At 69.1% G+C, this 13,307-nt stretch carries 12 protein-coding genes; 9 read left to right on the top strand and 3 right to left on the bottom strand.

The features are described from left to right. Positions 1-71: 71 nt before the first annotated feature. The 3 genes from lipB (at position 72) to BLR91_RS06685 (ending at position 2,475) form a co-directional block, all read left to right on the top strand. On the top strand, positions 72-731 hold the full coding sequence (gene lipB / locus BLR91_RS06695) for a lipoyl(octanoyl) transferase LipB (protein WP_089876227.1): 660 nt from the start codon (positions 72-74) through the stop codon (positions 729-731). After that, positions 728-1,717: a lipoyl synthase gene (gene lipA, locus BLR91_RS06690; protein ID WP_026307205.1), complete on the top strand. Its 990-nt coding sequence runs from the start codon at positions 728-730 to the stop codon at positions 1,715-1,717. The genes lipB and lipA overlap by 4 nt, the downstream gene beginning before the upstream one ends. Before the next feature lie 62 nt (positions 1,718-1,779). Continuing rightward, positions 1,780-2,475, top strand: a complete 696-nt coding sequence (locus tag BLR91_RS06685; RefSeq protein WP_020077407.1) for a DUF4191 domain-containing protein — start codon at positions 1,780-1,782, stop codon at positions 2,473-2,475. Positions 2,476-2,592: 117 nt separating this feature from the next. Here the strand turns inward: BLR91_RS06685 and BLR91_RS06680 are convergent, their stop codons facing one another. After that, the gene (locus BLR91_RS06680) at positions 2,593-3,015 is read right to left on the bottom strand and encodes an RDD family protein (RefSeq protein WP_089876229.1); all 423 of its coding nucleotides are present in this window, start codon (positions 3,013-3,015) and stop codon (positions 2,593-2,595) included. A 188-nt stretch (positions 3,016-3,203) separates the two neighbouring features. On the opposite strand from BLR91_RS06680, the gene glnA (BLR91_RS06675) reads away from it, so the two are divergent. The 4 genes from glnA (BLR91_RS06675) (at position 3,204) to BLR91_RS06660 (ending at position 8,017) form a co-directional block, all read left to right on the top strand. Next, positions 3,204-4,628, top strand: a complete 1,425-nt coding sequence (gene glnA / locus BLR91_RS06675) for a type I glutamate--ammonia ligase (RefSeq protein WP_018191311.1) — start codon at positions 3,204-3,206, stop codon at positions 4,626-4,628. Positions 4,629-4,742: 114 nt separating this feature from the next. Then, entirely contained in the window at positions 4,743-6,221 is a 1,479-nt protein-coding gene (locus BLR91_RS06670; RefSeq protein WP_231918838.1) for a dicarboxylate/amino acid:cation symporter, read from the top strand. Between the two features lie 109 nt (positions 6,222-6,330). After that, positions 6,331-6,759 (top strand): YciI family protein, encoded by a 429-nt coding sequence (locus BLR91_RS06665; RefSeq protein ID WP_089876234.1) that lies wholly within the window; start codon positions 6,331-6,333, stop codon positions 6,757-6,759. Between the two features lie 22 nt (positions 6,760-6,781). Further along, positions 6,782-8,017 carry an RNA polymerase sigma factor gene (locus tag BLR91_RS06660; protein WP_089876236.1) on the top strand — a complete coding sequence of 412 codons (1,236 nt, stop codon included), beginning with the start codon at positions 6,782-6,784 and terminating at the stop codon, positions 8,015-8,017. A 135-nt stretch (positions 8,018-8,152) separates the two neighbouring features. Here the strand turns inward: BLR91_RS06660 and BLR91_RS06655 are convergent, their stop codons facing one another. Together BLR91_RS06655 and glnA (BLR91_RS06650) are read right to left on the bottom strand one after the other, a co-directional pair. After that, positions 8,153-11,176 (bottom strand): bifunctional [glutamine synthetase] adenylyltransferase/[glutamine synthetase]-adenylyl-L-tyrosine phosphorylase, encoded by a 3,024-nt coding sequence (locus tag BLR91_RS06655; protein WP_089876238.1) that lies wholly within the window; start codon positions 11,174-11,176, stop codon positions 8,153-8,155. A gap of 10 nt (positions 11,177-11,186) precedes the next feature. Then, complete coding sequence (glnA, locus tag BLR91_RS06650; protein WP_018191316.1) at positions 11,187-12,524, bottom strand: type I glutamate--ammonia ligase; 1,338 nt, start codon at positions 12,522-12,524, stop codon at positions 11,187-11,189. 102 nt (positions 12,525-12,626) lie between these two features. Here glnA (BLR91_RS06650) and BLR91_RS19975 point away from each other — a divergent pair, with 102 nt between their 5' ends. After that, entirely contained in the window at positions 12,627-12,887 is a 261-nt protein-coding gene (locus tag BLR91_RS19975) for a hypothetical protein (RefSeq protein ID WP_157694655.1), read from the top strand. After that, positions 12,884-13,270, top strand: coding sequence for a type II toxin-antitoxin system VapC family toxin (locus tag BLR91_RS06645; protein ID WP_157694656.1), 387 nt, complete (start codon positions 12,884-12,886; stop codon positions 13,268-13,270). The genes BLR91_RS19975 and BLR91_RS06645 overlap by 4 nt, the downstream gene beginning before the upstream one ends. Positions 13,271-13,307 lie beyond the last annotated feature (37 nt).

Raw genomic sequence — 13,307 nt, 5'->3', positions numbered from 1 at the left:
CGGATCTGTGCATAACGCATCCACTCGTCCGCCTGTGAACACCGAACGCGCCCCGCGCATAGACTGGCCCCGTGACCACGTATGACGTCACGGGGCTAAGCGCCAACTCCGTGCCGTATCTCGAGGCCCTTCAACAGCAGCGTGCCCTGCACGCCGCCGTCGTCGCAGGCCGGGCGCCCGATACCGTCATCCTCCTCGAGCACCCGCCGGTGTACACCGCGGGCAAAAGGACCTCACCGGACGAACGTCCCGACGACGGCACCCCCGTCGTCGACGTCGACCGGGGAGGCAAGATCACCTGGCACGGGCCGGGTCAGCTCGTGGGGTACCCGATCCTCCGCCTCCACGACCCCATCGACGTCGTCGGCTACGTCCGCGCGCTCGAACGGGTGCTCATCGACGTGCTCGCGCGCGTCGGCGTGACCGGGGTGCAGATCGAGGGCCGCTCCGGCGTGTGGATGCGACCCGAGCACAACCCCGGAGCCACCAGGGACGAGAAGATCGCCGCCATCGGCATCCGCGTCGCCGAGGGTGTCACCATGCACGGGTTCGCGCTCAACTGCTCCAACAGCCTCGACGCCTACGACCGCATCGTCGCCTGCGGCATCCGCGACGCCGGGGTGACCACGATCTCCCGGATCCTCGGCCGCACCGTGACACCGCAGGACGTCGCGCCGCTCGTCATAGACGCCTTCGACCTGGAGTTCACCGCTGCGGAGGCCGTCGCGTGAGCGCCGTACCCGAGGGGCGCCGGATGCTGCGCCTCGAGGTCCGCAACGCCCAGACGCCGATCGAGCGGAAGCCCGAGTGGATCAAGACCAAGGCGAAGATGGGGCCGGAGTACCGGCAGCTGCAGAGCCTGGTGAAGTCCGAGGAGCTGCACACGGTCTGCCAGGAGGCCGGCTGTCCCAACATCTACGAGTGCTGGGAGGACCGGGAGGCGACCTTCCTCATCGGCGGCTCGCAGTGCACGCGCCGTTGCGACTTCTGCCAGATCGACACCGGCAAGCCGGCGGAGTTCGACCGCGATGAACCGCGTCGCGTCGGAGAGTCCGTGCAGCGCATGGGCCTCCGTTACGCGACCGTGACGGGCGTTGCGCGCGACGACCTGGAGGACGAGGGCTCGTGGCTGTACGCGGAGACGATCCGCGAGATCCACCGCCAGTCGCCGGGCACCGGGGTCGAGATCCTCGTGCCCGACTTCTCCGGCAACCCCGACCACCTCGGCGAGGTGTTCTCCGCCCGCCCGGAGGTGTTCGCCCACAATGTGGAGACGGTCCCGCGCATCTTCAAGCGCATCCGGCCCGCGTTCCGCTACGATCGCTCGCTGGACGTGCTGACACAGGGCCGGTCCGCCGGGCTGATCACGAAGTCCAACCTCATCCTCGGGATGGGCGAGGAGCGCCACGAGATCAGCACAGCCCTGCGCGACCTCCATGACGCGGGAACCGACATCATCACGATCACGCAGTACCTGCGGCCGAGCCCGCGCCATCTGCCGGTGGCGCGGTGGGTGCATCCCGACGAGTTCGTCGAGCTCAAGCAGGAGGCGGAGGAGATCGGATTCCTCGGCGTCCTGGCGGGGCCGCTGGTGCGCTCGTCGTACCGAGCGGGACGGCTGTGGGCGCAATCCATGCAGGCGAAAGGACGGCCGGTGCCGGACGAGCTGAGGCACCTGGCCGACGCGACGCTCGGCTTCGCACAGGCCGTCTCCTGAGAGCCCTCTCCCCGCAGCGAACGGGTCATCTGGAACGCCGCCGAGCCGGTATCCTTGGAGCTATGGCAAAGGACAAGTCCACCAAGGAGCCCGGCCGTCTGAAGCAGATGTGGCAGGTGTTCCAGATGACCCGCCGGTACGACAACCGTGCGGTGCTGTACATCGTCCTCGGGGCTGTCCTGCCGATCATCCTCGGCATCCTGCTCGCCGTGTTCCTCTCCGGCGGCAACATCTTCACGATGGTGCTGTGGATCCTCGCGGGTGTGCTCGCCGGCGTCCTGATCGCGCTGATCATCCTCGGTCGTCGTGCCGAGCGTGCCGCGTACTCGCAGATCGAGGGACAGCCAGGCGCCGTCGGCGCTGTGCTCCGCTCGTCGCTGAAGCGCAGCTGGCGCGGCTCTGAGATGCCGGTCGCCGTCAACGGCAAGACGCAGGATGCGGTGTACCGGGCGACCGGCCGCGGCGGCGTCGTGCTCATCAGCGAGGGCCCGGTGACCCGCACCAAGCGCATGATCGACGAGGAGCGCCGCAAGGTGAACCGCGTGCTCCCGAACGTTCCGGTCACCGTCATCAGCGTCGGGCCGGACGCCGACTCCGTGCCGCTGCACAAGGTGCCGCGCACGCTCGCCAAGATCAAGCCGACCCTCACCAAGGCCGAGGTGCTCGCGATCAGCAACCGCCTCCAGTCGATGGAGAACCAGATGCCGATCCCGAAGGGCATCGACCCCATGAAGGTGCGCGCCCAGCGCGCGCGCTGACCCTCGCACTCCCCCGCCGTCGGGCCGCTCCGCCCGCCGTCGAGTACACAAAAGCTGCACGGATTCCACCCGGAAACCGTGCAGTTTTTGCGTACTCGGCGGCGGGTGGGAACCGCGTCAGGCGCGTATGAGGACGGTGCCAGCGATCTTGTCGTGGAAGCCGCGCTGGTCGGAGTCCCAGACCAGCGCCGGGATCACGATGCAGAGGAGCAGCGTCCGGACGATCGGGCGCCACACCCCGACCCAGCCGCCGCGCACGGCGACGACGCGCATCCCGAGCGCCCTGTGGCCGACACTGCCCCCGAGAGTCGGGATGAACACGATCTGCAGCACGGCGAAGATCGAGATCGTCGCCCACGAGTCGTAACGGAAGAACGCGAACGACAGCAGGGATGCGATGGCCCAGTCGATGGCGATTGCCGCGATCCGCCGTCCCACCCGTCCGACGGACCGCGGACCGGCCTCGGGCAGTCCGAGGCGCTCCCCCGGGTAACGACTGGGGGCGATGTCGTCGGGGCGGTTGGCGGGATTCTGCGGCACCCGCCGAGTCTATCGAGAGCTCCCCGGCGCATCCTGAGCCCTGCCGACCGCGATCGCGCATCCCCTGCCCGGGTACCCGTAACATGCCGGAAACATTTGCGTCACCCCCGGGAAACGGCCTCCCCTTAGCGTTGACGTGGGCTGCACGCGCAGTCCGGTCACCCGCAAAGCCATTGGGAGTCGTCCGTATGTTCCGTGATTCGTCTGAGGTGCTCAAGTTCATCAAGGACACCGACGTCAAGTTCCTTGATATCCGCTTCACCGACCTTCCCGGTGTGCAGCAGCACTTCAACATCCCCGCCTCGACGGTCGATGAGGAGTTCTTCTCCGTCGGTCAGCTCTTCGACGGCTCCTCGATCCGCGGCTTCGCGTCGATCCACGAGTCCGACATGCAGCTGATCCCGGACGTGTCGACGGCCTACATCGACCCGTTCCGTGCCGAGCGCACGCTGATCATGGTGTTCGACATCTACAACCCGCGCAACGGTGAGATCTACTCGAAGGACCCGCGCCAGGTCGCCAAGAAGGCCGAGAAGTACCTCGCCTCCACCGGAATCGCCGACACCGCGTACTTCGCCCCCGAGGCGGAGTTCTACATCTTCGACGACGTCCGCTACGAGGTGAAGCAGAACTCCAGCTTCTACTCCGTCGACTCCGAAGAGGGCGCCTGGAACTCGGGCCGCGTCGAAGAGGGCGGCAACCTCGCCAACAAGACCCCGTACAAGGGCGGCTACTTCCCGGTGAGCCCCGTCGACAAGCAGGCCGACCTGCGCGACGACATCTCGCTGAAGCTGATCGACGCCGGCCTCATCCTGGAGCGCGCACACCACGAGGTGGGCACCGGCGGCCAGGCGGAGATCAACTACCGCTTCGACACGATGGTCCACGCGGCGGACGACATCCTCAAGTTCAAGTACATCGTCAAGAACACCGCCAACGAGTGGGGCAAGACGGCCACGTTCATGCCGAAGCCGCTGTTCGGCGACAACGGCTCGGGCATGCACACCCACCAGTCGCTGTGGAACGACGGCAAGCCGCTGTTCTACGACGAGGCCGGCTACGGCGGACTCTCCGACATCGCGCGCTGGTACATCGGCGGCCTGCTGAAGCACGCCCCGGCCGTCCTGGCGTTCACGAACCCGACGGTGAACTCGTTCCACCGCCTGGTCCCCGGCTTCGAGGCCCCGGTCAACCTGGTCTACTCGGCCGGCAACCGCTCGGCGTCGATCCGCATCCCGATCACGGGCTCCAACCCCAAGGCGAAGCGCATCGAGTTCCGCGCCCCCGACGCGTCCGGCAACCCGTACCTCGCGTTCGCCGCGCAGCTGATGGCGGGCCTCGACGGCATCAAGAACCGCATCGAGCCGCACGAGCCGGTCGACAAGGACCTCTACGAGCTTCCCCCGGAGGAGGCGCGAAACATCCCGCAGGTGCCGGCGTCGCTCGGCGAGGCGCTCGACGCGCTCGAGGCCGACCACGACTTCCTCACCGCGGGCGGCGTGTTCACCCCGGAGCTCATCGAGACCTGGATCGAGTACAAGCGCGAGAAGGAGATCAAGCCGCTCGCGCAGCGTCCGCACCCGTTCGAGTACGAGCTGTACTACGGGGTCTGATCCGCACGTTCTCACGCGAAGGGCCGCATCCGATCACGGGTGCGGCCCTTTCGTGTGTTTCGGTATGTTGCCGTAGAACTGGGAGTCCACCTCCCCCGCTCCTAGCGTGGAAGCATGACTTCCACTTCGCTTTCCTCCCCTGCGCCACGGACCCGGCGCGGCCCCCGCTGGCTTCGCTCCTTCGGCGTCCAGGTCACCGCTGCGCTCGTGCTCGGCGTCGTCGCCGGCCTGATCGCACGCCAGCTCGGCGAACCGGGCGGGCAGCCCAACGGGCTCACTGCGACCCTCAACACGATCGGGCAGTCGTACGTCTCTCTGCTGAAGGCCGCGGTGATCCCGCTCATCTTCCTCGCGATCGTCTCCAGCATCGGCAACCTGCGCCGCGTCTCGAACGCCGCGCGCCTCGCCGGGCGGACGCTGCTGTGGTTCGCGATCACCGCGTTCATCGCGGTGAGCATCGGCATCGCACTGGGCGTCGTCATCCAGCCGGGCAGCCGGGCGTCGCACGGGGAACTCGCCGCCGCCGATCCCGGTGTCACCGCGACGTGGTGGAACTTCCTGCTCGGCCTGGTGCCGGCGAACTTCGTCGGCGCTCAGGTCAACACCCATGTGGATGTGGTGGATGGCGTGGCCACTGCCACCTCCGCCGTCAGCTTCAACGTGCTGCAGGTGATCGTGGTCGCTGCGGCCATCGGCATCGCCGCCCTGAAGGTGGGCAGGAAGGCGGAGCCGTTCCTCACCTTCACCGATTCGGCGCTGAAGATCGTCCAGCGTGTGCTCTGGTGGATCATCCGGCTGGCCCCGCTCGGCACGTTCGCCCTCATCGGCAACGCTGTCGCGACCTACGGATGGACGACCATCGGATCGCTCGCCTGGTTCGTGTTCGCGATCTACCTCGGCCTCGCGATCGTGCTGTTCGTTGTGTACCCGATCATCGTCCGCAGCAACGGTCTCTCGATCCGCCAGTACTTCTCGGGCGTGTGGCCGGCGGTGCAGCTGGGCTTCGTGAGCCGGTCCTCGATCGGGACGCTCCCGCTCACGCAGCGCGTCGTCGAGCGCAACCTGGGCGTGCCGAGCGGATACGCGTCATTCGCCGCGCCGTTGGGGGCGACGACCAAGATGGACGGCTGCGCCGCGATCTACCCGGCCATCGCCGCGATCTTCGTCGCCCAGTTCTACGGCATCCAGCTCAACTTCCTGCAGTACCTGCTCATCATCGTGGTGTCGGTCGTCGGATCGGCGGCGACCGCCGGGACGACCGGCGCGATCGTCATGCTCACGCTCACGCTCTCGACGCTCGGCCTGCCCCTCGACGGTGTCGGCCTGCTGCTCGCGGTGGACGCGATCCTCGACATGGGCCGGACGGCGGTCAACGTGGCCGGCCAGGCGCTGGTGCCGACGATCGTCGCCAAGCGGGAGGGCATCCTGGACCTCGAGCTGTACAACGCGCCGCGCTCTGGCGTGCCGTTCACCGATGAGGATGAGGCGCACGCCACAGAGGCCGGCGACACCGATGCGACGGTGGACGGCGGTGAGCCGGAGTCCAGCGACAGCGGCGACGACGCCCGGGGTAAGGTCGCGCAGCCGGTCTGAGGTCGGCATCCCGAAGATTTTCCACCGCCCTGTCGACCTTTCGCACCGCCGTTCGACACGATGGTAGGAGGGTGCGACCGAAGCACCCCGGATCTGAGGGAGACACCCCATGAAGTACATGCTGATCATGCGCTCGGACGACGCCGCGAAGCAGGCCTACCAGGAGATGGACTTCAACGAGGTCATCACCCAGATGGGCAAGTACAACGAGCAGCTGATCTCCGCCGGCGTCCTGCTGTCGGGCGACGGCCTCGCGGATGATGTCGCCGAGACGGGATTCGTCGTGGACTTCTCGTCGACGCCCCCGGCGATCACAGACGGCCCCTACGGCGAGACCCACGAACTGTTCAACGGCTTCTGGATCCTCGAGGTCGGCTCGAAGGAGGAGGCAGCGGAGTGGGCCAGCCGATGCCCGCTCGGCCCCGGCTCGAAGCTGGAGGTGCGCCGCGTCACCGACGAGAGCGACTTCGCCGCCTTCGCCGACAACGAGTACATCCGGAAGGAGGCCGAGTGGCGCGCGGCCGCCGACAAGGCCTGAGCAGAGCGGAAAGCAGCAGAAGATGAGCGGGATCCCGGCACGGGTCGACGCCGTCTGGCGCATCGACGGAGCGCGCGTCGTCGCGACGCTCGCGAAGGTGACCGGCGACGTCGGCCTGGCCGAGGATCTCGCGCAGGAGGCGCTCGTCGAGGCGCTGAACCAATGGCCCCGGGATGGCGTGCCCGAGAACCCGGGCGGCTGGCTCGTCGCCGTGGCGAAGCGCCGCGCGATCGACCAGTGGCGGCGGCGCGAACGGCTCGACGACCGGTACCGGGCGATCGCGGCGACACTGGAGGAGGCGGGCGAAGACTCCTGGGAGCCGATCGATGACGACGTGCTCCGGCTCGTGTTCACCGCGTGCCATCCTGCTCTGTCGAGGGAAGGCCAGGTCGCGCTCACCCTGCGCGTGGTGGCCGGGCTCAGCACGGCGGAGATCGCCCGGATGTACTTCGTGCCGGTCGCCACGGTGCAGCAGCGGATTGTCCGGGCGAAGAAGACCATCGCCGCCGCGCGCATCCCCTTCGCCTCCCCCGAGCCGGCCGAGTGGAAGCAACGGCTCGCCGGCGTGCTCAGCGTCGTCTACCTGATCTTCACGGAAGGCTACGCGGCGACGGCGGGACGCGAGTGGATGCGGGCCGACCTCGCGAACGAGGCGCTGCGGCTGGGACGCATGGTCGCCGCGCTGCTGCCCCGGGAGCCCGAGGCGCATGCGCTCGTCGCTCTCATGGAGTTGCAGGCCGCCCGCTTCCCGGCGCGGACCCGGCCGGACGGGACCCCGGTGCTGCTGACCGAGCAGGACCGGACGCGATGGGACCGCGCGCAGATCCTCCGTGGACGGGCGGCGCTCGCCCGGGCGGACGAGCTGGGCCGCGGGCGCGGGCCGTACGCGCTGCAGGCCGCCATCGCCGAATGCCACGCGGTCGCGCCGAGCGCCGACGACACCGATTGGGACCGCATCGTCATCCTCTACGAAGCGCTCGGCCGGATAGCCCCGAGCCCGGTGGTGGAGTTGAACCGGGCCGCGGCGGTGTCGATGGCGACCGGTCCGGCCAACGCGCTGCGGATCGCCGACGAGCTCGCCGCACGCGGCGCCCTCCCGGGGTCGCACTTGCTGCCGAGCGTCCGCGGCGAACTGCTGGCGCGCCTCGGGCGCACCGAGGAGGCGGCCTCCGAGCTGACCGCGGCGGCGGGCCTCACCGCGAACGAACGCGAGCGCGACGTCCTGCTCGCCAAAGCCGCCCGCCTCCGCGACGCCTGACCCCTCCGCGCCCGCCGCGCCGTCGCCCTACCGTCCCACCGTCCCACCGTCGAGTCCGCAAACTTTGCACGCTTGGCGCCCCGAAACTGTGCAAAGTTTGCGGACTCGACGGTGGGGGGAAGGGGCGCGGGCGCGTCAGGCGGTGGGGGCGGGGCGCTGCGGGAGGCCGTAGAAGGCGCGCTCGAAGACCTGACGGGCGCGGCGCGTCACCGCGAGGTAGTCCTCCTCGAGGCGGGAGGCGGAGCCGGGCGGGTACTCCATCAGGCGGGCGACGCCGTCGAGGGCGACGCGGTCGGACGGCAGCACATCGGCGGTCTTGTCCGCCCACAGGGTCATCGCCGATCGGGTCCGGGATGCGAACACCCACGCGTCACGCAGCCGCGCGGCGTCCTCGGCGGAGACGAACCCGTGTTCAGCCGCCGCAGCCAACGCATCCAGAGTGGATGTGGTCCGCAGCGCGGGCACCTCGGCGGCGTGCTGCAGCTGGATCAGCTGGACGAACCACTCGACGTCGCTCAGCGAACCGCGCCCGAGCTTGAGATGGCGGGACGGGTCGGCGCCCTGCGGCAAGCGCTCGTTCTCGACGCGCGCCTTGATGCGCTTCACCTCGCGGATCTCCTGCTCGCCGATGCTCTGCGGATAGCGCACCTCGTCGGCGAGTTCGGTGAAGTCAGCGAGCAGGCCGGCATCCCCCGCAATCCCGCGGGCGCGCAGGAGCGCCTGCGCCTCCCAGGTGAGCGACCAGCGCTGATAGTAGGCACGGTAGGAGTCGAGCGAGCGCGCCGGCGGCCCGTTCTTCCCCTCCGGGCGCAGGCCGATGTCGAGGTCGAGCGGGAGCCGGTTGTCCTCGGTGAGCCGGTTCAGCTCCGACACGATCGCCAGCGCGCTCCGGTTCGCGGCCTCCTGTTCCGCCGCCAGCGGCCGGAACACGTACATCACGTCGGCATCGGAACCGAAGCCGAGCTCGCGACCGCCGAACCGCCCCATGCCGATGACGGCGAACTCCAGCTGGTCCGCATCCCCTCGAGCGAGCCGGATGGCCTCCAGCACACCCGAGATGATGTTCTCGGTGACGTCGGTGAGCCCGTGCGCCAGCTCCTCGATCGTGGCGAAGCCGAGGATGCCGGAGAACGCGAGCCGCAGGATCTCCCGTCGACGCACCGCCCGCAGCGCCGCGGCGGCCGTGTCGACCGACTCGTGCCGGGCGAGGATCGCGGCCGTCTCCTCCCGCAGCAGCGCCGCCGGGCGGGGCCGCAGCTCGTCTTCGTCTTCGAGCCACGCGACGGACTCGGGGATGCGCCCCAGCAGCTCGCCGGCGAACCGGGAGCCGGACAGCACACGCGTGAGGCCTTCGGCCGCCCCCGTGGAGTCGCGCAGCATCCGCAGGTACCAGTGCGTGCTGCCCAGCTCTTCGCTGAGTCGCCGGAAGGTGAGGAGACCGTAGTCGGGATCCGGACCACTCGCGAACCACTGCAGCATCACCGGGAGGAGGTGCCGCTGGATCGCCGCCCGGCGTGAGACGCCGGAGGTGAGCGCGCCGATGTGCGAGAGCGCCCCGCGCGGGTCGCGGAACCCGATCGCGGCGAGACGTGCCTCCGCCTGCTCGCTGGTGAGCCCCGCTCCCCCGCCGAGCCGCGCGTCGTCGGCGGGTGTCGCCGCGACCGCGCTGAGCAGCGGGCGGTAGAAGAGCCGCTCGTGCAGCCCGCGCACGCGGTGCTTGATCTCGTTCCACTGCACGAGGAGCCCATCGGCGCTGGGAGCCAGACCGGTGGCGCGTGCGAGGATGCGCACATCCGCCTCGTCGCGCGGCATCAGGTGGGTGCGGCTCAGCCGTCGCAGCTGCAGGCGGTGCTCCATCAGGCGGAGCGACCGGTAGTCGCGCGAGAAGGTCGCCGCCTCCTCACGCCCGACGTAGCCCTGCTCGGCGAGGGCTGCCAGCGCGGAGAGCGTGTCGCGCTGCCGCACCGCGTCGTCGGTCTGGCCGTGGACGAGCTGCAGCAACTGGACCGTGAACTCGACATCGCGCAGCCCGCCCGGGCCGAGCTTCAGCTGGTAGTGGACCTCGTCGTCCGGGATGTGGTCGGTGACGCGCTCGCGCATCCGCTGCACCGACTCCACGAAGTTCTCGCGGGAGGCGCTGCTCCACACCTTCGGCGCGAGGGCCGCGACGTACCGCTCGCCGAGCCCGGGGTCGCCCGCGAGCGGACGTGCCTTGAGCAGGGCCTGGAACTCCCATCCCTTCGCCCACCGGTCGTAGTAGGCGATGTGCGAGTCGAGAGTGCGGACGAGCGCGCCGTCCTTGCCCTCCGGCCGCAGATTGGGGTCGACCTCCCACAGCCCCGGCTCGATGGCCGGCTCGTGGATGCCGCGCATCGTCAGCATCGCGAGACGGGTGGCGATGTCGACCGCGCGGCCTGGCTCCAGTCCGGCCGCGTCGTCGCCCTCGGTGACGAAGATGACGTCGACGTCGCTGACGTAGTTCAGTTCGCGGGCGCCCGCCTTGCCCATCCCGATGACGGCGAACCGTGTCGCGCGCACCTGCTCCTCCGGGAAGCGGCCGGGACCAGTGCCGATGGCCATCCGCCGTGCCACGGCCAGCGAGGCCTCGAGCGCCGCCGCGGCGAGGTCGGAGAGCGTCGCGGCGACCGCATCGAACCCGCCGACGGGGTCGGCCTGCTCCAGGTCGAAGCTCGCCACCTGGACGAGGCGGCGGCGGTAGCGGATGCGGAGGCGCGTCCACGCGCTCTCGTCGCCGTCGGCGGCCACACCGTCGACCGCTCCGACGACGGCGAGAAGGTCTTCTCGCAGTTCGTCGGCCGACGGGAGCTCGGCGATCGGCGCGGCGAGGGCATCCACTTCGGCCGGCTGGCGGAGGAAGAACTCGGCCGCGCCCTCCGACGCCCCGATCACGCGGAACACCCGGCGGGCGTCCTCCTCGGTGCGGAGAGCCGCCGTCGCCTGTTCCGGCGCCTGCCGCAGCAGCCGCAGCGCTGAGGCCAGCGCGGTGTCGGGATCGGCCGCAGCGGACAGCGCCGAGATCAGCGTCTCGGGAGTCAGCCCGGTGAGGTCGGCGAGCTCGTCCAGCGCGTCACGGACCGAACTCAGCCCCACGAACCCGGCGCGCGCCAGGGCGGTGAGGGAGAGCTGCTGCCGCGTCACGACGAAGGGGTCAGAGGATCTCGAGGTTGGATCGCAGCTCGTACGGGGTGACCTGCGCCCGGTACTCCGCCCACTCCTTGCGCTTGTTGAGCAGGACGTAGTTGAAGGCCTGCTCGCCGAGCGTCTCGGCGACGAGCTCCGAGTCCTCCATCAGGGAGATGGCGTGGTCGAGGCTGGCCGGGAGCTGGCTGTACCCGAGGGCGCGGCGTTCGCCGTCGGACAGGGCCCAGACGTTGTCCTCTGCCTCCGGCGGCAGCTCGTACTGGCCCTCGATGCCCTTGAGGCCGGCCGCGAGCAGGAGCGAGAACGCGAGGTACGGGTTCGCTGCCGAGTCCATCGCCCGGTACTCGACGCGCGAGCTCTGGCCCTTGCTCGGCTTATACAGCGGGACGCGGACCAGCGCGGACCGGTTGTTGTGACCCCAGCTGACGAAGCTGGGCGCCTCGTCTCCGCCCCACAGCCGCTTGTACGAGTTCACGAACTGGTTGGTGACCGCGGTGATCTCCGGAGCGTGGCGCAGCAGGCCCGCGATGAACTGGCGGCCGATCTTCGACAGCTGGTACTGGGCACCCGGCTCGAAGAACGCATTGGTGTCGCCCTCGAACAGCGACATGTGAGTGTGCATCCCGGATCCCGGGTGGCCGTAGAGCGGCTTCGGCATGAAGGTGGCGTACACGCCCTGCTCGATGGCCACCTCCTTGATGACCGTCCGGAACGTCATGATGTTATCGGCCGTGGTGAGCGCGTCGGCGTAGCGCAGGTCGATCTCGTTCTGCCCCGGACCGGCCTCGTGGTGGCTGAACTCGACGGAGATGCCGAGGTCTTCGAGCATGCGCACCGAGCGGCGGCGGAAGTCGTGGGCGGTGCCGCCGGGGACGTTGTCGAAGTAGCCGGCCGAGTCGACCGGCTCCGGGCCCTCGGTGCCGAAGGACGACGACTTGAGCAGGTAGAACTCGATCTCGGGATGCGTGTAGAAGGTGAAGCCGCGGTCGGCCGCCTTCTCCAGCGTGCGCTTGAGCACGTTCCGCGGGTCGGAGACGGCCGGCTGCCCGTCCGGCGTCGTGATGTCGCAGAACATGCGTGCGGTCGGGTCGATCTCGCCCCGCCACGGAAGGATCTGGAAGGTCGTCGCGTCCGGAAGGGCGAGCAGGTCGGACTCGTAGGCGCGGGTGAGGCCCTCGATGGCGGAACCGTCGAACCCGAGCCCCTCGCTGAACGCTCCCTCGACCTCGGCCGGGGCGATCGCGACGGACTTCAGTGTGCCGACGACGTCCGTGAACCACAGCCTCACGAACTTGACGCCACGCTCCTCGATCGTGCGAAGAACGAAGTCGCGCTGCTTGTCCATCCTGCCCCTTTCCTCGGCCGTGTCCAGACTACTGGTTGCGGGCAGCGTCCACCCCGCAACGCGTCGGTGCAACACCTGAGAGGCAGGTGCTACACTTCCGTCATGCCGACCACATTGCTCCGCACTCAAGTGACACATACGCCAGCCGTCGCCCATGCACTGGAGACTGCGCGGGAGAGGTGGCCTGGCGAATCGGATAGCAAGCTGCTCCTGCATCTGGTCGAGCTGGGCGAGCACGCCCTTCGGGCCGATCAGAGGAAGCAAGCGGAGGATCGGCTGGCCGAACTCGATCGCATCAGCGCGCGCTACGCGCATGCATTCACCGAAAGCCCCTCGGGCGCTCGAGACAGCCGGCCAGAGTGACCTTGGTTCTCGATGCGAGCGTGCTCATCGGACTGCTCAATCCGAATGACGAACACCACGCTGCATCAAAGAAGGTATTCGAATCAGAGCGCGCCTTTCTCGTCCACCCCGTGAATTTCGCGGAGGCACTCATCCGTCCTCACAAGGCACACCTGGCGGTCGAGGCGTTCGAAGACTTGCGGCGGCTCGGAGTTGTATCGACGCACCTCTCGGAGCAAGGCCCGCTCCTGCTCGCCCAGCTGCAAATCGCTGACGGACTGAGCGAGATGGACGCTTGCGCGCTCGGCCTGGCCGTTGACAACGACATCCCACTGGTGACCTTCGACAAGCGGCTTGCTGCCGCAGCGCGGAAGCGCGGACTCCACGAACCCATATCCGTCTGAGCCGCCGGACACCTCTGCGCGCCGTCACTAGACTGAG

The organism is Leifsonia sp. 466MF (genome assembly GCF_900100265.1).
In the GTDB taxonomy this organism is placed as follows: Bacteria; Actinomycetota; Actinomycetes; order Actinomycetales; family Microbacteriaceae; genus Leifsonia.
The sequence above is the reverse complement of the archived record's forward strand: the minus strand, read 5'-3'. Positions and strand labels throughout refer to the sequence as shown.

Bases quoted from the DNA above. Each gene is read 5' to 3' on its own strand.
- glnA (WP_018191316.1), bottom strand. From the start codon at position 12,524: ATGGACAAGCAGCGCGACTTCGTTCTTCGCACGATCGAGGAGCGTGGC.
- BLR91_RS06660 (WP_089876236.1), top strand. From the start codon at position 6,782: ATGAGCGGGATCCCGGCACGGGTCGACGCCGTCTGGCGCATCGACGGA.
- BLR91_RS06685 (WP_020077407.1), top strand. From the start codon at position 1,780: ATGGCAAAGGACAAGTCCACCAAGGAGCCCGGCCGTCTGAAGCAGATG.
- BLR91_RS06670 (WP_231918838.1), top strand. From the start codon at position 4,743: ATGACTTCCACTTCGCTTTCCTCCCCTGCGCCACGGACCCGGCGCGGC.
- BLR91_RS06665 (WP_089876234.1), top strand. From the start codon at position 6,331: ATGAAGTACATGCTGATCATGCGCTCGGACGACGCCGCGAAGCAGGCC.
- BLR91_RS19975 (WP_157694655.1), top strand. From the start codon at position 12,627: ATGCCGACCACATTGCTCCGCACTCAAGTGACACATACGCCAGCCGTC.
- glnA (WP_018191311.1), top strand. From the start codon at position 3,204: ATGTTCCGTGATTCGTCTGAGGTGCTCAAGTTCATCAAGGACACCGAC.